Source organism: Chondromyces apiculatus DSM 436 (assembly GCF_000601485.1).
GTDB classification, from domain to species: Bacteria; Myxococcota_A; Polyangia; order Polyangiales; family Polyangiaceae; genus Chondromyces; species Chondromyces apiculatus.
Window position 1 is genome coordinate 14310 of sequence record NZ_ASRX01000062.1, and the last position, 22483, is coordinate 36792.

Genomic DNA, 22483 nt, shown 5'->3' on the forward strand with positions numbered 1-22483 from the left:
GAGCACGCGATGGCCTCGGTCAAGGTAACGGGACTCAACAAGCGCTTCGGCGACACGCACGTGCTCAAGGGGGTCTCCGTGGAGGTCCCCGACGGCGCGTTCGCGGTGCTCGTCGGGCCGAGCGGCTGCGGGAAATCCACGCTGCTCCGCCTGCTCGCGGGCCTCGAAGAGGCGGACGAGGGGCACATCTTCCTCGGCGACCGCGACGTGACCCGCCTCGAACCAAGGGAGCGGGACATCGCCATGGTCTTCCAGTCCTACGCGCTCTACCCGCACCTCACCGTGCGCGAGAACCTCGCCTTCGGCCTGAAGCTGCGCAAGACGCCCGCCGCGGAGATCGACAAGCGCCTCGGCGAGGCCTCGGAGATGCTCGGCCTCGGGCCGCTGCTCGACCGCTACCCCAAGGCCCTCTCGGGCGGGCAGCGGCAGCGGGTGGCCATGGGCCGGGCGATCGTGCGGCGGGCGCAGCTCTTCCTCTTCGACGAGCCGCTCTCCAACCTGGACGCGGCGCTGCGCGCGCAGGTGCGGGTCGACATCCGCAAGCTGCACGACCGGCTCGGGGCGACGAGCGTGTACGTCACCCACGACCAGGTGGAGGCGATGACGCTCGCCGACGTGCTCTTCGTGCTCAACAAGGGCGTGGTGGAGCAGGCGGGGCCGCCGCTCGAGATCTACGCGCACCCGCGCACCAAATTCGTGGCGGGCTTTCTGGGCAGCCCCGCGATGAACTTCCTGGAGGCGCGGCTCGAACAGCGTGACGGCCAGTGGATGGCGGCGCTCGGGCGCGACGCGCGCGGCGTGCAGGTCGCGCTCGACGCCGAGGCCTTCGGCGAGGAGCTGCAGGCAGGCCGCCGGGTGATGCTCGGGGTGCGCCCGCACGACGTGGAGCTGTCGCAGGACGGGAGCGGCGCTGCGCTGGAGGTGAGCATCGTCGAGGCGCTCGGCGTCGAGTCCCTGGCCTACGGCACGCTGGCCGGCGCGCACTTCGTGGCGCGGCTCGAACCCACGGCGAAGGTCGGCAAGGGGGAGACGGTCCGGATCCTGTTCCGGCACGTGCACCTCTTCGACGCCGACACCGGCCTCTCCCTCCGGGCCCCAGCCAAGAAAGCGTGAGGCGGGCGATGAGGTCACGGATCCTCGCCTCGTTCACCGCCCTCCTCGTCCTCCTCGCGCTCCTCGTGAGTGCGCGGTGTCCCGGGCTCGTGGCCCCGGCGCGCGCGGAGGAGCGCCCCATCCGGGTGTGGCACGCGAAGCGCGACGCCGAGGCCCGCGCGCTCGGGGAGGTGCTCGCGACCTACCAGGGGGCGACGCTCGACGTGCTGCCCATCCCCTACGACGCCTTTGCCCGGAAGCTCGAAGCGTCGGTGCCGATCGGCGACGGGCCCGATCTCTTCATCGACCAGCACGACCGCCTCGGCAATTTCCGGGGGCGGAACATCGTGGCGCCGGTGGGCGACGCGCTCGAAGGCGAGGCCGCGTTCATCGGGCCCGCGCTCGACGCGGTGCGCGCGCAAGGGGCGATCTGGGGCCTGCCCATCGGGCAGAAGTGCCTGGCGCTCTTCGTGAACACCGCGCTCGCGCCCGAGGTGCCCGCGGACCTCGAAGGCATCGCGGAGCTGAAGAGCACCCTGCCGCGGGGCGTCTACCCGCTCGTTTACGAGGCCCAGGGCCTCTACGCGCACGCCGCCATCCTGGGCGCGTTCGGCGTCCCCCTGCTCACCCCGGACGAGCAGTTCGGGGTGGTGGGGCCCGATGCGGCGCGGTCGCTCACGCTGGTGCGCTGGCTCCTCGACCAGAAGGCGATCCCGGAGGACGCGCAGGGCGCGCTGGTCGGCGATCTGTTCAAGGCCGGGCAGGCAGCGTTCGCGATCAGCGGGCCCTGGTTCACGGGGGGCCTGTCCGAGGCGGTGAAGCAGCGGACCCGGGTGGTGCCGCTGCCCAGGGTGCGGGCCACGGGCCAGCCGATGCGGCCGCTCCTCGGGGTGGAGGCGGTGTTCATCACCCCGGAAGGCGCGCGCCGCCCCGAGGTGCGGGCCCTCGCGCGTCACCTCGCCAGCGCCGCCGCTTCCCAGGTGCGCCTGCGCATCGCGGGCATCCCCCCGGCGCGCGCCGACGTGGAGGTGCCGGCCGACGATCCGTTCGTGAGCGCCTTCGTGGAGCAGGCCAAGGTGGCCGTCCCCCAGTCCAGCTCACCGGCGAGCCGGTCGGTGTGGGACCCGATGGACCGGGCCATCCGCAAGGTGCTGCGCGGGGTCGCCACGCCCGAGGAGGCGCTCGACGAGGCGAAGCACCGCTTCGACGACGTGCGCCGGCCGCTGCCGCCCCCCGCGTCGCCCGCGCCGCTCGCGCTGGTGCTCGGGGTGCTCTGCCTGTTCGGCGCGATGCGCTGGCTCCGGCAGGCGCGCTCCGGCGAGCTGGGGCCGGCCCTGAAGCGCTCCCTGCCCGCCTACAAGTACGTGCTGCACGCGGTGCTGGTGGTGGGGGTGCTGGTCATCGCCCCGCTCGTGGTCGGCGCCGCGACCTCGCTCTTCGCCAGCCGGCAGGAGGAGCCGCAGCGCTACGTGGGGCTCGCGAACTTCATCGACATCCTCACCGCGCGCGGGGGGCCGCTCTTCGCGAGCGGTTCGTTCTACCTGGTCCTCGCGGTGACGCTGCTCTGGACCGCGGTGAACGTGTTCTTTCACGTGACCCTCGGCGGGGCGCTGGCCCTCGTGCTCCACCGCCCCACCCTGCGGCTGCGGGCGCTCTACCGGGTGCTGCTCATCGTGCCCTGGGCCGTGCCGAGCTACGTGACCGCGCTGTCGTGGAAGGGGATGTTCCACCGGCAGTACGGCGCGGTCACCGGCCTCCTCGAGTGGCTGAACGGCGTCTTCGGGACGCGCCTGGAGCCCATCTCCTGGTTTTCGAGCTTCGCCACCGCCTTCACCGCCAACGCGGTCACCAACATCTGGCTCGGCTTCCCGTTCATGATGGTGGTCACCCTCGGCGCGCTCACCGCGGTGCCCGACGACGTGCTCGAAGCCGCGTGGGTCGACGGGGCGTCGCGCTGGCAGCGGCTCACCCTGATCGTGCTGCCCATGATCCGGCCGACCCTGGCCCCCTCGGTGACCCTCGGCGCAATCTGGACCTTCAACATGTTCAACGTGGTGTTCCTCGTCTCGGGCGGAGACCCCGACGGGACCACCGACATCCTGATCTCCGAGGCCTACCGCTGGGCATTCACGCGCGAGGGGCAGTACGGCTACGCCGCCGCCTACTCGGTGCTGATCTTCCTCCTGCTGGTGGGCGCGACGCGGACCCTGAACCGGAGGAAGCTTCCCGCCGAGAGCGCCAAGGAGGCGCAGCCCGCGCCCGGGGACGCCGCGGCGCAGATCCACACGGAGGCCGCGTGAACCGCAAGCCCTCGCTCGCCGAGTCGATCGCGTCGCACCTGGTGCTGGTGGTGGCCGTGGCGTTCGCGCTCTACCCGGTGCTGTGGGTGGTGTCGCTGGCATTCTCCGGCGCGCGGCCGCCCGAGGCGCGGGTGTTTCCGGTGCCGCACGATCCGACCCTCGCCCATCTGGAAGCGGTGGTGCTCAGCACGAAGAAGGTCGGCGACGAGACCATCTACCTCTTCGCCCGGCAGGCGCTGAACTCGATCCTCGTGGCCACCGCGACCGCCGCCGCCGGGGTGCTCATCGCCATCCCGACCTCCTACGCGCTGGCCCGGTTCCGCTTCGTGGGCAAGGAGGCCGGGGTGCGGTCGCTGCTCGCGACGCAGATGTTCCCCACCGTGGCGAGCGCGATCCCGCTCTACCTCCTGCTCGACTACCTGGGGCTGCTCAACTCGCGAACCGGTCTCGTGGTCTGCTACGCGTCGACCTCGGTCCCCTTCGCCATTTTCCAGCTCCGCGCGGTGTTCGAGTCGATCCCCGTGGACCTCGAAGAGGCAGCGATGGTCGACGGGGCAACACGCTTCCAGGCCTTCCTGAAGGTGGCCCTGCCCGCCGCCCGTCCAGCCATCGCCGTGACCGCGCTCTTCGCCTTCATGAGCGCCTACAACGAGTTCATCCTCGCCGCGACGCTGCTCGGGAAGGAAGAGATGTTCACCCTGCCGGTCCTCCTCCAGAGCTACATCGGCGAGTACGACGCGCAGTGGGAGCGCTTCGCCGCCGGCGCCCTCATCGTGTCGCTTCCAGTGATGGCGCTGTTCTACGTGGCCCAGCGCCACCTCGTCTCCGGCCTGACCTCCGGCGGCGTCAAAGGCTAGTACTGCGTACCCTGAAACAGGGGCCTGCGGCCCCCGCGCTCCCGATGGTCGCTACCCCCGATGCCGTTCGTGGCGCCGCGCCAGGGGCCTGAGGACAGTTCGGAGAAGCCTCGCGGAGAATGGACGCGGCTCTTTGGAGCCGCTAACGATGGCGGGCGATGCCCGAGGTGAGCGATCCGTCCGCGCGCGCCGTCGCCGACAGCGGCCCGATCGAGCCCCCCGTGACCAGCCGGGGCCCGGCGACGCGGGTCTTCCGCGCGGTGCTCCTGAGCCGCAGGGCGCGCGAGGTGATCGGGCCCGCGGTGACCGCGGTCGTGGCGCTCCTCATCGCGGCGCTCGACAAGATCGACTGGCACGTCCCGAACCCGCCAGCGATCCTGTCGATGCTCATCGTCTTCGCCTCCTTCCTCGGGGGCATGCGCAGCGGCCTCGTCACCGCGGCGATCTCGAGCTTCTACCTCGCCTCGTACTTCTCCGACTCCGGCGAGCCGTTCGTCTACACGTACACGGAGGACAACCTCCTCCGGGTCATCGTCACCCTGGTGACCACCCCGGCCATGGCGTTCATGGCAGGCATCGCCAAGCGCCGCGCCGACGCGATGGGCGAGGAGTCGCTCCAGCGGGAGCGGGAGCACTCGGCGAGCCTGCGCGCCCTGCTCGAACGGAGGCGCCAGGCCGAGGAGGAGCTGTCGCGCGCCAAGGAGGCCGCCGAGACCGCGAGCCGGGCGAAGAGCGAGTTCCTCGCCAGCGTCAGCCACGAGATCCGCACGCCCATGAACGGGATCATCGGGATGACGGCGCTCGCGCTCCAGACCGATCTGACCCGCGAGCAGCGCGAGTACCTGGAGATGGTCAAGGTCTCGGCCGAGTCCTTGCTCACCATCATCAACGAGGTCCTCGACTTCTCGAAGATCGAGGCGGGCAAGATGGAGCTCGAGCCCATGCCCTTCGACCTCTCGGAGGTGGTCGGCGACGCGACGAAGACGCTCGCCTTCCGCACCCACGAGAAGGGGCTGGAGCTGGCCTACGACCTTGCCCCCGAGGTCCCCGAGGTGCTCATCGGCGACGCGCTCCGGATCCGCCAGGTGCTCATCAACCTCCTCGGCAACGCGGTGAAGTTCACCCCCGCGGGCGAGGTGGTGGTGCGCGTGGGGGTGGACGAGCGGCTGCCCCCGCCGAAGGGCCCGCAGCTTCCCGTGGCCGGCGTGGACGAGCGGGACCTCGGCGACGACGTGGTCCTCCACTTCCGGGTGAGCGACACCGGCATCGGCATCGCGCAGGAGAAGCAGCAGCGCGTCTTCGAGGCCTTCGCCCAGGCGGACGGCTCGACCACCCGCAAATACGGCGGCACCGGCCTCGGGCTGACCATCTGCGCCAGGCTCGTGGAGATGATGGACGGGGCGATCTGGATCGAGAGCGAGCTCGGTCGCGGGAGCACCTTCCACTTCACCGCGCGCCTCCGCACCCTGGACCGCCCGGCGCGCTCCATGCGCGCGCCCATCCCCTCCGAGCTTTCGGGGACGCGGGTGCTCATCGCCGACGACAACGCGACGACGCGCGCCATCCTGGAGCCGATGGTCCGCGGCTGGGGCATGCAGCCCTCGCTGGTCGACTCGGGGACGGCCGCGATCGCGGCGCTCGAAGCTCCGCCGCCGTCCGGGCGCGCGAAGGGGGAGCCGCCCTTCGACCTGCTCCTCATCGACGCGAAGATGCCGCGGGTGGATGGCTTCGCGGTGGCGGAGCGGGCCCGCAAGCTGCACGGCCCGAAGGCCCGGATCATCCTCTTGCTCAGCTCGGTGGCGGTCACCGCGGACACCGCGCGGGCGCGTGAGCTCGGGGTCTTCTCGGTGATGACCAAGCCGATCAAGCCCTCGGCCCTGCTCGATGCTTCGCTCCAGGCGCTCGGCATCCGGGCGCCCGTGTCGCTGCAGGGTGAGGAGCGCCGTCGGGCCGGCCCGAGGGCCCAGGGCCTGCGCGTGCTCGTGGCCGAGGACAACGTCATCAACCAGAAGCTCATGCGCCGCTGGCTGGAGTCCCAGTCCCACCGAGTGCACGTGGTAGAAAATGGACGGGTCGCCGTGGAGACCCTCGCCAGGGAGCGCTTCGACGTGGCGCTGTTCGACGTGGAGATGCCCGAGATGGATGGCCTGCAGGCGGCGCGCGCGGTGCGGGCCCGCGAGCAGCGCGAGGGCTCCCGGCGCGTTCCGCTCATCGTGGTCACGGCCTACGCCATGAAGGGAGACCGCGAGCGCTGCATGGCCGCGGGGTTCGACGCCTACGTCACCAAGCCCGTCCAGCTCGAAGAGCTGTACGAGGCCATCGATCACCTGGCTGCGCCCGCGCAGGAGACCAGCCACGAGGCCGAGCCGGTCATGTCGCTCAGCCCCGCCGCGCTCGCCAGCGCCGAGCCTCATCCCGCCGAACCCTCGCGGGCCACCGAGCCGTCCCCCGGCCCGAAGGCCGCCCCCACCCTGCCTTCTCCCCTTGCGGCTGCGGCCCCGGCCGCAGCCTCTTCCCCCCGCGCAGACGCGGCCGCTGCGCTCTCGGCGCCCGCAGTGGACGTGGTGGCTGCAATGCCCGCGGTGTCCGCAGTGGCTGCGGTGTCCGCAGTGGCTGCGGTGTCCGCAGTGGCTGCGGTGCCGCCGGTGCCGCCAGCCTTCGACCGCGCCAAGGCGCGCGCCCGGGTGGGCGGCGACGACGAGCTGCTCCGCGAGCTGCTCGAGGTGTTCCTGGAGGAGCGCCCGCGCTGGGTTGGAGAGCTCGACGCGGCGCTCGTGGCAGGCGACGCGAAGCGGCTCCAGCGGGCGGCGCACACCATCAAGGGAGCCGTGGACAACTTCGGCGCCGCGCCCACCTGGTCGGCGGCGTTCCATCTGGAGCAGCTCGCGCGCGCGGGTGATCTCGGCGCCGCGCCCGAGGCGTCAGCGACCCTTCATGCGTCGCTCGGCCGCCTCGCCGCCGAGCTTCGCGCGCTGCTCACCGAGCTGCAGGGCGGGGACGCGCCGCCCGCGCAGCAGAGAGGGGTGTGACATGGTGAAGGTCCTCGTGGTCGACGACTCCGCGATTGACCGCCGTCTGGCGGCCGGATTCCTGCGGCGCGCCGGCATGGAGGCCGTGCACGCCGAGCACGGCGCCGACGCCCTCGACCGCATCGGGCGCGAGGCCCCGGACATCGTGCTCACCGACCTGCAGATGCCGGAGATGGACGGCCTCGAGCTGGTCGAGGCCATCCGCCGCAGCCACTCCGGCCTGCCCGTGGTGCTGATGACCGCGCACGGGAGCGAGGAGATCGCGGTGCAGGCGCTCCGGCGCGGCGCGGCGAGCTACGTCCCCAAGCGGGATCTCGCCAACACCCTGGTGTCGACCGTGCAGCAGATCCTGGAGGTCGCCCGGCGCGAGCGCCAGGAGCTGATCCTGCGCGCGTGTCTCCACGCGGCCGAGTGGCACTTCGAGCTCGACAACGACGTCTCCCAGATCCCCGCCGTCGTCGGTCACCTGGAGCAGAGCGTGGTGCGCCTCGGTCTGTGCGACGAGGCGATGAGCCTGCAGGTCGCCGTGGCCCTGCGCGAGGTGCTGGTGAACGCGATCTACCACGGCAACCTGGAGCTGAGCTCCGCGCTGCTCGAGCACGGCGCCCACTTCGACGAGCTGGTGCGGCAGCGCCGCTGCGAGCAGCCCTACTGCGATCGCCGGGTGCGCCTCACCGCCCGCGAGACCCGCGAGGAGGCCACCTACGTCGTCACCGACGAGGGCCCCGGCTTCGATCCCTCCACCCTGCCCGACCCGCTGGATCTCGAGAACCTGGAGAAGCCGAGTGGCCGCGGGCTGCTCCTCGTCCGCACCTTCATGGACGAGGTGACCCACAACAGCCGCGGCAACGAGATCACCCTGATCCTCCGCCGCCGCCCCCCCGACGACGGCTGAAGCCCCGACGAGGGCTGACGCCGAGGGCTACCCGGCAGGCGCGGTGCTAGAACGCCTGCATGGAGCGAGATGCAGCAGCGAAGCCCCGCGGGGGGCTGGTGACGGACCGCGCGCGGATCGCCGCGATCGCGCGGGGAGCAAAGCGGGTCGCGGTGCTCGGCATCAAGACCGAGGCCCAGGGTGATCAGCCGGCGTTCTACGTGGCGGAGTACCTCGCCCGGGTCGGCGTGGAGGTGATCCCTGTGCCCGTCTACTACCCCGATGTGCGCGAGATCCTGGGGCGACCCGTGTACCGACGCCTCGCCGACGTGCCGGGGCCCATCGATCTCGTCGACGTCTTCCGGCGGCCCGCCGACATCGATGCCCACGTCGACGACATCCTCGCCGCGCGCCCCGCGGCGGTGTGGTTCCAGAGCGGCATCCGCAACGACGCCGCCGCCGCGCGCCTGGCCGCCGCCGGCATCGAGGTCGTTCAGGACTCCTGCCTCATGGTGGAGCACCGCCGCGCGGCCGGCGCTGGCTGACGTGCCTGTCACGCGGCCGGCGCTGGCTGAAGCGCCGACCGGCAGCGCGGCGACGCTGCGCGCACCACGCGCCGCGCCCGTCCCCCCGCGCAGGCTCACTGGCAGGTGGCGCCGATGCAGGCGGCGAGCTCCGCGTCGCACTCCCCCTGCACGCACCCGAAATCTCCGCCGCACATGGGCAGCGCGCTGATCGCGCAGGTCAGGAACTGATCGACGAAGAACTGCACGTTGGCGCACCCCTGCGACACGCAGTTCGAGATGCAGGCGATGCTGAAGCCCGGCGGGAACTGCGAAGTGTCGATGCATTGCAGGGCGCAGCCCACCACCTCCAGGCACCCGAGCGGCTGGCACTGGCCGCAGTCCTGCGGGCAGATGGAGCAGGTCTCGAAGCTCTGGCACACCCCGTTGCCGCACACCGAGCACACCCCGCAGTCCTGCTGGCAGGAGGCGCAGGTCTCGTTGGTGTTGCACACGCCGTTGCCGCACTGCGAGCACGTGCCGCAGTCCGCGGGGCAGGCGAAGCAGTTCTCGTTGCTCCCGTTGCACACCCCGTCGCCACAGGACGAGCACGCCCCGCAGTCCGGCGCGCAGGACAGGCAGGTCTCCGACCCCTGGCAGGTCCCGTCGCCGCACGCCGCGCACACCCCGCAATCCCCGGGGCAGGACGCGCACGTCTCGCCCTGATCGCACGCGCCGTTGCCGCACGACGGGCAGAAGCCGCAGTCGGCCGCGCAGGCCACGCAGTCCTCGCCGGCCTGGGCGTCGCAGAACCCATCCCCGCACGCGCCGCACATCCCGCAGTCCAGGGCGCAGTTGCTGCAGTCCTCCACGGTGACGTCGCAGAACCCATCCCCGCAGCCGCCGCAGGAGCCGCAGTCGATGGCGCAGTTGCCGCAGTTTTCCGTGGCGCTGCAGGTGCCGTCCCCGCAACCCGCGCAGGTGCCGCAGTCCAGGGAGCACGACGAGCAGCTCTCCGTCGCGGCACACGTCCCGTCCCCGCAGCCCGCGCAGAGCCCGCAGTCCGGGGAGCAGGACGCGCAGTCCTCGCCCGCTGCACACAGCCGGTCGCCACACGCCGGGGGCTGCCCCTCGATGCCGATGTCGTCCCAGGTACCGGTGCGGCCACATCCGGCAGCGAGGGTGATCGAGGCGAGCACGGCCGCGATCAAGGTCGCCACGATCCGGCCCGAGGTCAGGCGCGGGGCGGCAGGGTCACGCGAAGGTCCGCGGGAGGAAGGAAGATGGGCGGTCATGCGGGGCTCTGTCGGCGAGAGGTGGAAGGAAGGGCTCTGCAGCGCGCGGTCAGGCGTTCAGCGTTTCAGCGAGGGTGCAGAATCGCTCGCAGAATACCTCCATCAGGGCCCGGGGGGCCCAGCCAACGCCGATGTTCGCGGCGGCACGTTCGCGGCACGTTCGACGGACCGCAAGGCCTCACCGGGACGAGAGGCCGGCCGTCGGCCCGAGCGCGCAGTGCGGGAGGACAAAAAATGAAAAGGCGACACCACGGATGGCATCGCCTCTTCGTGCAAACCGAGCGTTCTCCAGGCCTTTCGACCCGATGAACGTCCGGCGCGGGCCCGAATCAGGGCGCCGCGGGAGCCTCGGGCGCCGCGGGGGCGTCGGGGGCAGCGGGGGCGTCGGGCGCCGCGGGAGCCTCGGGAGCCGCAGGAGCCTCGGGGGCCGCGGGGGCCTCGGGGACTGCGGGCTCGGCCGGGGCGCCGCCGCAGGCGACCGCGAAGAGGGAGAGAGCGCAGAGCGAGATGGCGAGCTTGGTCATGGTCGTATCCTCCAGGTTCGGTGAATACCGCTGGAATCTCCCGCGGCACCCCCTGAGACGCCCGACCTCCGAAGAACGGCTCACCAATTTCTTCGTTGAGCCATCCAGCCCCCCCCGGGCGTCCTAAATCCAGGCGAAGTCCCGCGGCGCGCCCGCGTCCACCCGGCCGAGATGCTTGGTCCGGGCGGGACAATCAGGGCGCCCCCCCGGGACTTCGTTATGCTGCACACCATGACCGCGAGAGCACAGCGAGGGCGCCTGCGCCTGGTCGAGCCGTCGCCCGGAGTTTCCCCGGAAGGGGAGGAGTCCGGGCGCGCGTCGCTCGCGTCGCTCCCCAACGTCCCGCCCACGCAGGACGCGGGTGGGACGCTGGGGAGTGCAGGTGCAGGCGGGAAGGCGTCCCGGCGCGACTCTCTCTACCCGCTCCCCCGGCGCGACTCGGCCCCCGAGCTGGAGACGGGGGTGACCCCGGGCACGCCCACCCCGCCGCCGGTCACTTCGGACGCTTCCGACACCTCCGACGCGCCCGCGCGGGGCCGTCACCGCCGCCTCCCCGAGGTGTCGGGCACGCTCGACACCCTGCCCGACGCGCAGCTCGTCCCCCTCGCCCAGCGCGGTGATCGCGCGGCCCTCGCGCTTCTTTACCGGCGGCACGCGGCGTTCGCGATCAACCTCGCCACCCGCATCGAGGGCTCCGCGCGCGACGTGGAGGACATCGCCCATGACGCCTTCGTCCGCGCCTTCGAGCGCCTCAACGACCTCTCCGACCCCGCGGCGTTCAAGTCGTGGCTCGGCTCCATCGTCGTGCACAAGGTCCGCTCGCGCATGCGCCGCGGCCGGCTCCTCAACCTGCTCGGCATGGGCCGCTCGAGCGAGCCGGTGGACCTCGACGCGCTCGCGAGCCCCGACGCCTCCCCGCACACGCGCGCCCAGATCGCCCAGATCTACGCGCTCCTCCAGACCCTGCCCGCCGACGACCGGATCGCGTGGATCCTCCGCGCCGTCGAGGGACACGATCTCGACACGGTCGCGCGTATGGTGAGCTGTTCCCTCGCCACCGTGAAGCGCCGCATCACCCGCGCGCAGCAGTTCCTCGACGAGCATTTCGTCGATCCAGCCACCTCCGAGGTAGCGTCATGAAGCGCCGACACGTGCCCCGCATCGACCCCACCGCGCTGCGCGATCACGCCACCGACGAGCGTGTCGCGCGCGTCTGGGCGCGCATCGACCAGGACCTCGACATCCGCGAGCCCGCCTCTCCGCGGCGCGCGGGCTTCGCGGCGGCGCTGCTCGCGGCGACCATGGCGGCCTTCGGTGGCGGCATCCTCTGCGGCCGCCTCATGGAGCCCGCAGGTGAGGCCGCGCAGCTCGAGGCCCTGCCCTCGCAGGACCAGCGCGCCGCGAACGAGATCATCGCAGCCGGCACCAGCGAGCGCACCTACCCGCTCCCCGGCGGCGGCGCCATCTCCCTCGCCCCCGGCTCCACCATCGAGCTCGAGCGCGCGGAGGGCGGCGCGCTCAAGCTCCGCCTCGTGCAGGGCGAGGCCGCCATCGACACCGTCGGCGTCACGCGCAGCGGCGAGATCGCGCTCGTCGCCGGCGAGGCCCAGGTCTCCACCGCCGCCGCGGGCAGCTTCCGCGTGCGTCACAATGTCGACGACATCGACATCGACGTGAGCGACGGTTCCGTGCGCGTCACCTCTCCGGTCGGCTCCCGCGATCTCGGTCGCGGTGACAGCGCCGCCGGTGTGCCCATCCGCCAGCGCACCACCACGCTCGTCGCGCCTCCGCCCACCTCGTCTCCGGTCCTCCGCAACGCGCCCCCCGCGCCCTCGGTGGCGGAGGTGCCCTCCGTCGAGCCCGCGCCCGTGGCCGTCGCTGCCCCCGACTGGCGCGCCCGCTTCAACGCCGGCGACGACTCCGGCGCCCTCGACATGCTCCGGCAGCAGGGCGGCGGCATCGACGGCGCCATCGCCTCCGCGCGCACCGCGAAGGAGCTGATGGAGCTCAACGATCTGCTCCGCGGCCGCGGCGGCGACCAGGCAGCCGCCATCCGCGCGCTCTCCCGCGTCGTCGACGCCTTCCCCGGCGACCCCAACGCGGAGATCGCCGCCTTCACCCTCGGCAACCTCTACGCCCGCGCTGGCGACCAGGCCAAGGCCGCGAAGTACTACGAGCGCGCCGGCAACCTCTCGCCCGGCGGCAACCTGGCCGAAGACTCCTTCTGCAAGCGCATCGGCGCCGAAGTCCTTGCTGGTCACAAGGAGGAAGCAATCCGGATGGCGCAGGAGTATGTGAGCAAGTACCCCGATGGGCGGTGCGAGGCAGTCCAGCGAATCAACGCGGGCGAGAAAGCGGACGAGGCCGAGGTCGTCGAAGAGCGCGACGTCGAGCCTGCGCCCGCCCCGGCCCAGCGTGACACCGCCTCGCCCTCTCCGGACGCCCCCGCTCCCGCTCCCTGATCTGGCCACCGCGTCCCTCGGATCCGGGTCCCGCGCGCGGCTCGCCTCGGCCCTTGCCGCCGCCGCGCTCCTCGTGGCTCCTGCCATCGCCCACGCGGCCCCTTCCCCCGCATCCACGCCCTCGCCAACCCAGCGCCGCACCACCCCATCCCCGGCGTCTGCGGCCCGCGCACCTGCGGTCTCTGTCGCGTCTGCGGCGCCTGCACCTGCTGCGCCTGCTGCGCCTGCGCCTGCCCCGCCTCCGGTCGAGGTCCGCGTCGCCCTCTCCGCGGCTGCGAGCGGCACCCTCTCCGAGGCGCGCCTCCGTCGCCTCATCGACATCGAGCTCGGCGACACCGCCCAGATCGCCGCCGCCGCCGGCCCCCTCGACGTCTCCGCCGCCCGGGTCTGGATCGATCGCCCCACCGAGGCCCGCCTCGAAATCCAGGTCCGCCTCGACACCCGCCCCGTGGTCCGCCGCGGCATCTCCATCTCTGGCCTCACCGCCGACGTCGCCGCCCGCCTCGTCGCCATCGCCACCAGCGAGATGGTCCGCGCCGAGATTCGCCGCCTGCGCCTCCCCCGCCGCGCCCCTGCGCCGCGCCGCCCCACCCCCGAGGAGGTCGAGCTGGCCTCCCGCGACCTCGACGCCCTCGACCTCGCCGCCGGCCCCGACGCCGCGTTCCTCCCTGCCTCCGCCGCATTCCTCGCCGGCCCTGCCATCTCCCTCGGCCTCCGCCGCCACCGCGTCGACCAGACGCTCTTCGCCCGCTGGCTCGCCTCTCCCCTCGGCGATGGCACCCTCCGCTGGCTGGAGGCCGGGCTCGCCGCCGATTACCGCATCTGGGTCCACCCCTCCGTGCGCCTGAGCTTCGGCGCCTCCGCTGCCCTCGCCTCCGTACGCATCACCGGCGCGCGCGCTGTCGACGCGCTCCCGGGCGAGAAGGACACCTGGTCGGCCCGCGCGGGCGCCCTCGCCGCCATCGACACCCGCATCGGCGGCCCTCTCTGGCTAGGCCTTCACCTCGAACCCGGCGCCGTCCTCCGCGCCGCCCCCTACCAGGACGCCGCGGGCGCCTCCCAGGAGATCGCCGGCGCCTGGCTCGGCTTCGGCCTCAGCCTCACCGCCGAAGCCCTCTCCGCGGCGCCCTGAGGCACACCGCATCGGTGCCTCCCTCGTGCCCCGCGTGCGTGAGCGTAGCCGGGAAGCGCCACGATGCACCTCAGCCCAGCACGAAGTAGAACATCAGCCCCGCGGCCTCGCGCAGCACGTAGTACGGCGTCCCGAGCAGCAGCGTCTCCCCCTCGTCGGCCGGCACCGTGAAGCAGCGCAGCGCGCGCCGCTCGAACAGCAGCTTGATCCTGGCCAGGTGGAAGTAGTGGCTCACCGCCAGCACCCGCCCGAGCCCGAGCCGCCCGGCCATCCCCGCCACGCTCTCCACGCTCCCTTCCGTGTTCACTCCCAGCTCGTCGAGCACGATCGCCTCTGCGGGCACCCCCGCCGCGACCGCCACCTCCCGCATCACCACGGGCTCGCTTACCCCGCTCGGATCCACCCCCCCGCTCATCACCAGCCGCGGCGACAGCCCTTGCTTGTACAGCGCCACCCCCGTCATCACCCGCTCCGACAGCGCCTCCGACGGCGTCCCGTCCGCGTACGCACGCGCCCCGAACACCACGATCGCGTCCGCCGGCCGCCGGTAATCCGTCAACCCGAACGCATGGATGTGCAGCACCACCGCGAGCATCCCCCACCCGAGCGACGCCACTCCCGCCGCCACCCCTGCTGCCACGGCCGCACCCCCGATGGCCCTTCTCGCGCCAGCCTTCTCCCCGACCTCCCCTCCAACCTCTCCACGCGCCGCCACGTGCCGCGGCCACAGGCAGAGCACCCCGTGCAGCACCAGCACCACCGCGAGCCCTGCCGACAGCGGCACCGGAAACGCCGACCGGATCGCCCCCTCCTGCGCCAGGTCCGCGAACGCCAGCGCGTTGTACCCCGCCACCACCGCGAGCGCGGCGAGCCCCAGCCCGAGCGCCACCGCCACCCCGCGCCGCCCCACGCCACCGAACGCGCTCCACCCCAGCACCACCGCGAGCAGCGCGAGGCACGCATCCGCCCCGCCCCGGACACCTGGCAGGTAGAACAGGTGCCACGCCACCGACGACCCCCCTGGCCCGAGCGCCCTCACCGCATTGATCCCCGCGAATGCCAGCACCGCCACCGCGAACCCCCGGAACACGGCGAGCGACACCGCCGTGCGGTCCGTGACGCAGCCGCGCAGCACACGGAGCGCGCGGCGCGCGCGGTGCAGGCGAGACAGCGCAGGGACTGGGGATACGGGGGACACCCGTGACGGAGCCATCGCCCGATCTTACGCCCCGCGGCATCCTTACGCCCCGTGGCGCCAGCGCATTCCCTCCGCGCCTTCATCGCCGCAGTTCTCCGTGCGCGTGAGGGAAGTTCCAGGCCCTCCGCGCGCCTCGACGCTAGGATGTGGATCATGGACACCTCGGCCCTCACCGACCTGCGACAGGCTCACGCCTCTGGCCGACTCATCGCCTTCGTCGGCGCCGGGGTCTCCGTCGGCGCGGGCCTTCCCACCTGGAAGCAGCTCGCGAAGAACCTCCAGAGGCGCGCCCTCGAACGCGGCGCCGACGCCGCGTCCCTCCAGGAGCTCGACGCGCTCATCGACGGCAACCAGCTCCTCGACGCCGTCTCCGCCGCCAAGCCCCTCCTCGGCCCCGACTTCGAGCGCGAGGTCCGCAGGTCCCTCGACGACCGCCACCTCGACGACGAACCCCCCGCGGCCAGGGCCATCGCCGCCCTCGCCCCGAAGCTCTGGGCGGTGATCACCACCAACCTCGACCAGCTCCTCGTCCGCGCCTTCCGCGGCAGGTGGCCCGAGCTGACCGACCCTCCCGGCCACCTCGCCCAGGACAGCCACTACATCCTCAAGATCCACGGCACCCTGAGCGACGCCCGCACCTGGGTCTTCACCCGCGACCAGTACGACCGGGCCATGTTCGCGTCCCCCCAGCTTCAGGACACCATCGGCGCCCTCTACCGCACCCATCCCTTCCTGTTCCTCGGCTTCGGCCTCGCCGACGACAACATCGACCTCACCCTCGGCCAGGTGCGCGCCCGTTCCGGCGGGCAGCCGCCCACCCATTACGCGCTCCTCCCCAAGGGAATGACTGGCCCTTCACGCCGCCGCAAGCTGGAGGACGCCGGCATTCGCCTCATCGAATACCCCAATGCCGACGGTCGCCACACCGACATCACCGACATCCTGCAATGGCTTGCCTCCCCCGACGGCACCCCCTTGCCCGGCCTCGCCGTGCCCGCCGTGCCCGCCGTGCCCGCCGTGCCCGCCGCGCCCGCGGTCACCCCGGCGAACGCCACGCCGACGGCGAGCACCTCCCCCGTCATCCCCGACCTCGCAGCGCCCCTGCCCGCGGTGTCGACCTCCACCTCGCCAACCGCTCCTTCCGCACCGTCCGCATCCCCCGCGGCGCCCGCGACGCCTGCAGCCACGGCATCGGCGGCGTCCCCTGCGCCCGGTGCGGCGGGGCCCATCGACACCTTCATCTGCTACGCCGAGGGCGACGCCGACCTGTTCAAGCGCCTCCAGGTCCACATGGCGCCCATGGTGAAGCGGGAGAAGCTGATCGCCCCCTGGCACCACGGCGACATCCTCGGCGGCGAGGAAGTCGAGCCACAGATCCAGGCGCACCTCGACTCCGCGCAGCTCATCCTCGTCCTGATCAGCGCCGAGCTGCTCGCCTCGGAGGAGCTCGACCTGCAAATCGCGCGCGCCCTCGAACGCCAGACCCAGGGCACCGCGCGCGTGGTCCCCATCCTCCTCCGCCCGTGCACCTGGGAGGAGAGCCGCTTCGGCAAGCTGGTCGTCCTGCCGAGGAGCAAGATCCCGGTCACCCGCTCGGCCGACCGGGAAGAGGCCTTCAATGAGATCGCGCAGGAGCTGCGAACGCTCGTCAAAGGCCTTCAGAGCAAGGGCCTGTCAGGCTTGCGTCGATAGACTGCACGCGCCCCGACCGCGAGCGCCTGCGGGGAGCTGTTGCTGAAAGCGATTGCCGGGCGTGCCTGCGGGGCGCACCAGCGCGTCACGCGCCCCGGGCGATCAGGATACGGCCGCGTTCAGTAGGCCGTACCTTCCGTGCTCAGCTCGGGCCCGAACGCCGCCGGCGCGGGCAGGTCTGACACATGCGACTTCACGTCGCCGCGCAGCCGCTGCGCGTAGTCCTGGATCTGCCGCCGCATGATGTCGAACGCGTCCCTGACGGCCAGATAGGCGTCATCGTGGACGTTGCCGGCCGGCTCGTGGTTCGCGACGAGCTCGGCGCCCGGCACGGTCACATCGATTCGCACGTGGTACGTGGCGCTCCTTCCACCCTTGTGATTGGCACTCTCCACCACGACGTGACAGCTCTGCAGGCGAGGGAAGAACCGCTGCAGCTTGGCTGCCTTCTCGCGGGCCAGCCCCTCGATCCCTCGCGACACTGCCATGTTACGAAACGTGACCTGAACCTCGTTCATATGCTGTCTCCCGTGGGTCGCCTCGGCGCGCCCGATAGGGAGAACCCGATACATGCTCCGTGCCTGGCGTACCCTGGCATCCTGGAAGCACCCGGAGCCCCGGGAGCCCCTGCGCAGATTTGCAGCGTCTTCATCGCGCGCAGCTCCCCTGTGTCCCATCGCCTTGCCTCTCCCGCACGCTTCTCGGAGGGACGGACGCTGCCTGGTGGCTCCGTAGGGCCTGCGATAGCATCGCCTTCCATGCTCCCCGACACCTCTGCCTTGCGCGTCCTCAAGCCTCTCGCGCTTGCTGGCTGGATGGCGCTGGCCGGCGGCGTCGGTGCGTGCGCCGTGCTCTCGGGGCTCGACGGGTACGAGATCGGGGCGGAGTCCAGCGCGTCCGGAGGTGGAGGTTCGGGTGCCGGAGGTGGAGGCTTCCTCCCCACCGTGGGCGCGTCTGGAGGGGGTACAGGAGGGCAGGAGCCTGCGGGCGGTACGGGTGGCGCTGGGGGTGGGGGGATCGTCGACCCAGACGTGGGATGCGATCCCGTCGACCCTACTCTCCTCGCCTGTTTCAGCTTCGACGATGATGACGCTGCGGATGCATCGAGCTTCCACCGCGCCGTCGACGAGAGCAACCTCGCCTACGAGAACGGCATTGACGGGCGAGCTGCGAGGATGAACGCGAGCAGTTACATCCGCCTCGGTGCCAGCGCTGACTGGAATGTCTCGGCGTTCACCGTCGAGATGTGGTTCCGCATCGAGGATACCCCGAACGACGGGGCCAGGTCGGGGCTCTTCGACAGTGACGGTCGCATGGGCATGTGGATCCGTGACGAGGCCGCACACGTTTCTTGCGCGGGACAAGGCACGGAGCTCAGCGGTGGGGATGTCCCGCTCGGCACGTGGACGCACCTGGCCTGCGTCCATGATGGCGTCCAGATGCTCCTCTACAGGAATGGCGTGCTTCTGGATGCCCGCGACACGACTGTGCTCACCCCGTCGAACGGCACGGTGGCCATCGGCGGCAACGCGCCCTCCGGCGACCCCTTCCTCGGCCTCCTCGATGGCGTGCGCGTCTACAACGTCGCGCGCACCGATGCGCAGATCTGCGCCGACGCCGGTCGCACCGACTGTCCAGCCCCCTGAGTCGAGGCAACCCCGCAGCGCCGCGCAGGGCCCAGCGGCTGCCCCGCTGCCTTCACGGATAGCGCTTGCTCAGCATCACCCGCGTGTACGCCACCCGGAACCCCACCCGCTCCGCGTTGCGCTGCGAGCCCGAGCCGGGCAGCGCCACCACCGAGGCCAGGTCACACCCCTGCGCCGCCGCGTAGGCGAGGCGCGCCTCGAGCAGCGCCCGCTGCACGCCGCGCCGCCGGAACCCCGGCACCGTCGACATCCCGAACAGCGACGCCAGCCCCTCTTGCACCGCCACCGAGCCCCCGCCCACGGGGCGCCCGTCCACGTGCGCCACAAAGCAGGCCGCGCGCGGCTCCTGGAACAGCAGCAGGTTCAGGTCCACCCCGTCCTCGGTCACCTCCTCGTCCCCCGCGAACCCCTGCGCCACCAGGCGCGCCCACGCCTCCGCATCGCCGGCCTCCACCCGGCTCACGCGCACCCCGTCCGGCGGTGACGGCGCGGCCTCCTCACTCTCCCAGCCCTCCCCGCTCTCCCAGCCCTCCCCGCGCCGCGCGAGGGGCCGCACGAGCACGTTCAGGAACAGCGACAGCGAGAACCCCCGGCGCCCCAGCGCGTCGACCAGCCCCTGATCCGCGTACGGGCTCACCTGCAGTGTCGCCGTCACCCCGCGGCGCCGGAAGAACGCCTCCAGCCTGTCGATCTCCTCGGCCGACACCGCCCCTGCGAGCCCCAGCCCCCGCCCCTGCGTCAACGGCGACTGCGCCCCGAAGAACCCCACCACGCCGCCCGCGATGCGCTCGACCACCGTCTCCAGCCCGGGTCGCAGCCGCCGGAGCGCCTCGTGGCACCACTCCCCCGCGAGCGCGTCGGCTTCCTCCACCCGGCGCGCCAGCGCGCGGTCTGGCGACTCCTGCTCCTGCATGGGCGCGCATTCTAGGGGCTGAAACCCCGTTTCCCAACCTCTCCGCGCACCCGTCGCGTGCCCGCCTCGCCCATGCTCGCGCGCCGTGCCAGCATGCCCCGATGCTCGATTTCCTGAAGACCAGGGCGCAGAAGCGCGACGAGATCCGCAGCCAGCCCTTCCCCGAAGCCTGGCGCGAGATCCTCGAGCAGAACGTCCCTTACTACCTGCGCCGCCTCGACGAGGCCGACCAGGAAGAGCTGCGCGGCCACCTCCAAGTCTTCCTCGCCGAGAAGACCTTCGAGGGCTGCGGCGGCCTGGAGATCACCGACGAGATCCGGGTCACCATCGCCGCCCAGGCCTGCTTGCTGCTCCTTCACCGCGAGACCGACTACTACCCCGACCTGGAGATCATCCTCGTCTACCCCGCCGGCTACCGCGCCCCTGCGCGCGAGATCGTCGAGGGGGGCGTGGTCATCGAGGGGGACCAGTCGCGCCTCGGCGAGTCGTGGACGCGCGGCATGGTCGTCCTCTCCTGGGAGGGCGTGCTCACCGGCGCCGCCGACATCAGCGACGGCCACAACCTCGTCCTCCACGAGTTCGCGCACCAGCTCGACCAGGAGAGCGGCGCGGTCGACGGCGCCCCCGAGCTGCCGCGCCGCTCCATGTACGCCGCCTGGGCGCGCATCCTCGGCCGCGAGTACCACCAGCTCCAGCGCGACGACGCCCGGATGCGCCCCACCGTCATCGATCCCTACGGCGCCACGAACCCGGCCGAGTTCTTCGCCGTCATCACCGAGGCCTTCTTCGAGCGCCCCCGCAAGCTGCGCGCCTGCCACCCCGAGCTGTACGAGCTGCTCAAGGAATTCTACAACCAGGACCCGGGCCACGAAGGCTGACCTCGCCGGTCGCGAGGGCGCCACCGGATGGCGGAGGTCGCGCCGGGGTCGCGTCGAGGTCGCGTCGGGTCACGATGGCGCCACCGTGTCGCCAGATCGGAGCGCGGGAGAAGCGCGCCGCAAAGGTGCAAGCGCCTCCGCGCCTCGTGTACGATCCGGACATGATCGGGCACCGTCTGGGTTGGCTCTTTCTTGGTGGCACGTTGCTCGCTGGTTGCGTGCTCAGCACTGCCGGCACCCTGCCGGACAGCGAGGAGCCCACCGGCAGCACCACGTCGACGAGCACGACGACCGGCACGACCACCAGCACCACCTCCGTGGGCGGTGAAGGCGGCGTGGGTGGCGCCGGGGGCCAGGGCGCGGGTGACCCAGGCGTGGGCGGCGCGGGCGGTGCAGGCGGCGCAGGCGGTGCGGGTGGCGGTGCTGTGGACCCGGAGCCCGTCTGCGATCCGACCGACGCTACGCTCGTCGCGTGCTTCTCCTTCGACAACGACAGCGCCGAGGACGAGTCATCCGTGGGGCACGAGGTCGACGAGAGTAACCTCGACTTCGAGGATCACGAGGATGGTCGCTCTGTACAGGTCGACAACGGGTCCCATATCCACCTCGGCAATTCTCCGGTGTGGAACAGCGACACGTACACCATCGAGGCGTGGTTCAGGATCGAGGATGCCCCCAACGACGGAGTCAGAGCCGGGATCTTCGACAGTGACGGTCGGGTGGGCATCTGGATCCGCGACGAGGCCGCGCACCTCAATTGCTCCTCGCAAGGGGTCGAGCCTGTTGGAGGTGATGTCCCGCTCAACACCTGGACCCATGTGGCGTGCGTGCGCACCAACACCACGGTGCAGATCTACAAGAACGGACAGCTTCTCGACGCGCGAGACGCCGGCATGGCGACGCCCTCGAACGGCACCGTGGCCATCGGCGGCAACGCGCCCGACGGGGATCCCTTCGTCGGCCAGCTCGACAACGTGCGCGTGTTCAACGTGGCGCGCACTCCCGCGCAGATCTGCGCTGCTGCGGGTCGCACCGATTGCCCGCCGTGAGCCGGGGTGTCGACGCGCGCGGCCAACCTCTCTGCGCGCGTCGTACGTCGAGAGCCTGTTCCAGGTAACGCGCGGGCGTCTCTCGACGCCCTGGTTTCCGTGCTGCTTTCGCGGGCTCCCCTGCGCACCGGCGCGCATCGCTCAACGTGATGAAGCCTTGCCAGAGGTTCTGCGGCACGCTTTCACCATGTCCGCGCTTGCACCTGAGATGCACGAGCCAGCCAGCGCGAAGGGCGGCATCGAGGCGCTGCCGGCCGAGCTTCCGAGCGACGAACCCGAGATGGAGTCGACCCTTCACCTGCTTCAGCTCTTCTTGCTGCTGCAGAGCCTGGATCTGTTCTGGAAGGACCGGACCGACTACTTCGCGGCCGGCAACCGCACCATCTTCTACAGCCAACGGCAGCTCAAATCGGAGCACTTCCGCGGCCCCGATTTCTTCGTCGTGCTCGGCACGGAGAAGAGGCCGCGAAGGAGCTGGACCGTCTGGCAGGAGGACGGCAAGTACCCCAACGTCATCGTCGAGGTGCTCTCGGACAGCACCCACACCATGGATCGCGGCCAGAAGAAGCAGATCTACCAGGACGTGTTTCGCACGCCCGACTACTTCTGGTTCGACCCTGAGTCTCTCGAATTCGCCGGCTTTCGCCTCCAGGATGCGCGCTACGAACCCATCGCCCCCGACGCTTCGGGGCGGCTCTGGAGTGCACAGCTCGGTCTGTTCCTGGGCGTGCACGAGGGCAAGCTCCGCTTCTTCACCCCCGCTGGTGCGCTGCTCCCTGCGGGGGAGGAACTCGCCGCCGGAGGAACTCGCCGCCCAGGCGCAGGATGAGAGGCAGCGCGCGGAGAGCGCCGAGCAGCGTGCGGAGAGCGCCGAGCAGCGTGCGGAGTTGCTTGCGCGCAAGCTGCGGGCGATGGGCATCGATCCGGACGCCTGAGGGAACCAGCTCACTGGTCGTAAGCGGTCAGCGTCGCCAGGGTGAGGTTGGGCAAGCGGCCAGCGTTTCCGCATGCGGCGGAGCAAGCGGGTAGCGTGCCCGCG

Annotated in this window: 19 protein-coding genes; 14 read left to right on the top strand and 5 right to left on the bottom strand. The window is 71.8% G+C overall.

Annotation, left to right across the window (positions count from 1 at the left end; all coding sequences use genetic code 11):
* The first annotated feature begins 9 nt into the window (after nt 1–9).
* The 6 genes from CAP_RS31735 (at nt 10) to CAP_RS31760 (ending at nt 8697) form a co-directional block, all read left to right on the top strand.
* Entirely contained in the window at nt 10–1113 is a 1104-nt protein-coding gene (locus CAP_RS31735) for an ABC transporter ATP-binding protein (protein ID WP_044247748.1), read from the top strand.
* 8 nt (nt 1114–1121) lie between these two features.
* Nucleotides 1122–3392 (top strand): extracellular solute-binding protein, encoded by a 2271-nt coding sequence (locus CAP_RS31740; RefSeq protein ID WP_081865475.1) that lies wholly within the window; start codon nt 1122–1124, stop codon nt 3390–3392.
* A complete protein-coding gene (locus tag CAP_RS31745) occupies nt 3389–4249 on the top strand; it encodes a sugar ABC transporter permease (protein WP_044247749.1) in 861 nt (286 codons plus the stop codon). The genes CAP_RS31740 and CAP_RS31745 overlap by 4 nt, the downstream gene beginning before the upstream one ends.
* A 158-nt stretch (nt 4250–4407) precedes the next feature.
* Nucleotides 4408–7278: a hybrid sensor histidine kinase/response regulator gene (locus CAP_RS45940; RefSeq protein ID WP_052376396.1), complete on the top strand. Its 2871-nt coding sequence runs from the start codon at nt 4408–4410 to the stop codon at nt 7276–7278.
* A 1-nt stretch (nt 7279) separates the two neighbouring features.
* Nucleotides 7280–8173, top strand: a complete 894-nt coding sequence (locus CAP_RS31755) for an ATP-binding response regulator (protein WP_044247751.1) — start codon at nt 7280–7282, stop codon at nt 8171–8173.
* A gap of 59 nt (nt 8174–8232) precedes the next feature.
* Nucleotides 8233–8697: a CoA-binding protein gene (locus CAP_RS31760; protein WP_044247753.1), complete on the top strand. Its 465-nt coding sequence runs from the start codon at nt 8233–8235 to the stop codon at nt 8695–8697.
* Nucleotides 8698–8792: 95 nt separating this feature from the next.
* On the opposite strand, the gene CAP_RS31765 is transcribed toward CAP_RS31760, so the two are convergent.
* Together CAP_RS31765 and CAP_RS54230 are read right to left on the bottom strand one after the other, a co-directional pair.
* Entirely contained in the window at nt 8793–9875 is a 1083-nt protein-coding gene (locus CAP_RS31765; RefSeq protein WP_052376397.1) for a hypothetical protein, read from the bottom strand.
* A 404-nt stretch (nt 9876–10279) separates the two neighbouring features.
* Nucleotides 10280–10474, bottom strand: a complete 195-nt coding sequence (locus tag CAP_RS54230) for a hypothetical protein (RefSeq protein ID WP_052376398.1) — start codon at nt 10472–10474, stop codon at nt 10280–10282.
* A 231-nt stretch (nt 10475–10705) separates the two neighbouring features.
* On the opposite strand from CAP_RS54230, the gene CAP_RS31775 reads away from it, so the two are divergent.
* The 3 genes from CAP_RS31775 (at nt 10706) to CAP_RS31785 (ending at nt 14068) form a co-directional block, all read left to right on the top strand.
* On the top strand, nt 10706–11614 hold the full coding sequence (locus CAP_RS31775) for an RNA polymerase sigma factor (RefSeq protein ID WP_231511798.1): 909 nt from the start codon (nt 10706–10708) through the stop codon (nt 11612–11614).
* Nucleotides 11611–12936, top strand: a complete 1326-nt coding sequence (locus CAP_RS31780; protein WP_044247755.1) for a tetratricopeptide repeat protein — start codon at nt 11611–11613, stop codon at nt 12934–12936. Before CAP_RS31775 ends, CAP_RS31780 begins: the two co-directional genes overlap by 4 nt.
* A gap of 73 nt (nt 12937–13009) precedes the next feature.
* Entirely contained in the window at nt 13010–14068 is a 1059-nt protein-coding gene (locus CAP_RS31785) for a hypothetical protein (RefSeq protein ID WP_231511799.1), read from the top strand.
* A gap of 70 nt (nt 14069–14138) precedes the next feature.
* On the opposite strand, the gene CAP_RS45945 is transcribed toward CAP_RS31785, so the two are convergent.
* Entirely contained in the window at nt 14139–15281 is a 1143-nt protein-coding gene (locus CAP_RS45945) for a YdcF family protein (protein WP_081865476.1), read from the bottom strand.
* A 138-nt stretch (nt 15282–15419) separates the two neighbouring features.
* Here CAP_RS45945 and CAP_RS31795 point away from each other — a divergent pair, with 138 nt between their 5' ends.
* On the top strand, nt 15420–16958 hold the full coding sequence (locus CAP_RS31795) for an SIR2 family protein (RefSeq protein ID WP_044247829.1): 1539 nt from the start codon (nt 15420–15422) through the stop codon (nt 16956–16958).
* A 119-nt stretch (nt 16959–17077) separates the two neighbouring features.
* On the opposite strand, the gene CAP_RS31800 is transcribed toward CAP_RS31795, so the two are convergent.
* Nucleotides 17078–17476, bottom strand: a complete 399-nt coding sequence (locus CAP_RS31800) for an HPF/RaiA family ribosome-associated protein (protein ID WP_044247757.1) — start codon at nt 17474–17476, stop codon at nt 17078–17080.
* Between the two features lie 240 nt (nt 17477–17716).
* On the opposite strand from CAP_RS31800, the gene CAP_RS55260 reads away from it, so the two are divergent.
* Nucleotides 17717–18604, top strand: coding sequence for a LamG domain-containing protein (locus CAP_RS55260; protein WP_052376402.1), 888 nt, complete (start codon nt 17717–17719; stop codon nt 18602–18604).
* A 52-nt stretch (nt 18605–18656) separates the two neighbouring features.
* Here the strand turns inward: CAP_RS55260 and CAP_RS55265 are convergent, their stop codons facing one another.
* The gene (locus CAP_RS55265; RefSeq protein WP_052376403.1) at nt 18657–19517 is read right to left on the bottom strand and encodes a GNAT family N-acetyltransferase; all 861 of its coding nucleotides are present in this window, start codon (nt 19515–19517) and stop codon (nt 18657–18659) included.
* A 101-nt stretch (nt 19518–19618) separates the two neighbouring features.
* Here CAP_RS55265 and CAP_RS31815 point away from each other — a divergent pair, with 101 nt between their 5' ends.
* The 3 genes from CAP_RS31815 (at nt 19619) to CAP_RS31825 (ending at nt 22273) form a co-directional block, all read left to right on the top strand.
* Complete coding sequence (locus tag CAP_RS31815; RefSeq protein ID WP_044247759.1) at nt 19619–20395, top strand: M90 family metallopeptidase; 777 nt, start codon at nt 19619–19621, stop codon at nt 20393–20395.
* Nucleotides 20396–20556: 161 nt separating this feature from the next.
* The gene (locus CAP_RS52765; protein WP_197041444.1) at nt 20557–21444 is read left to right on the top strand and encodes a LamG domain-containing protein; all 888 of its coding nucleotides are present in this window, start codon (nt 20557–20559) and stop codon (nt 21442–21444) included.
* 187 nt (nt 21445–21631) lie between these two features.
* The gene (locus CAP_RS31825) at nt 21632–22273 is read left to right on the top strand and encodes a Uma2 family endonuclease (protein ID WP_197041445.1); all 642 of its coding nucleotides are present in this window, start codon (nt 21632–21634) and stop codon (nt 22271–22273) included.
* The last annotated feature ends 210 nt before the right edge of the window (nt 22274–22483 follow it).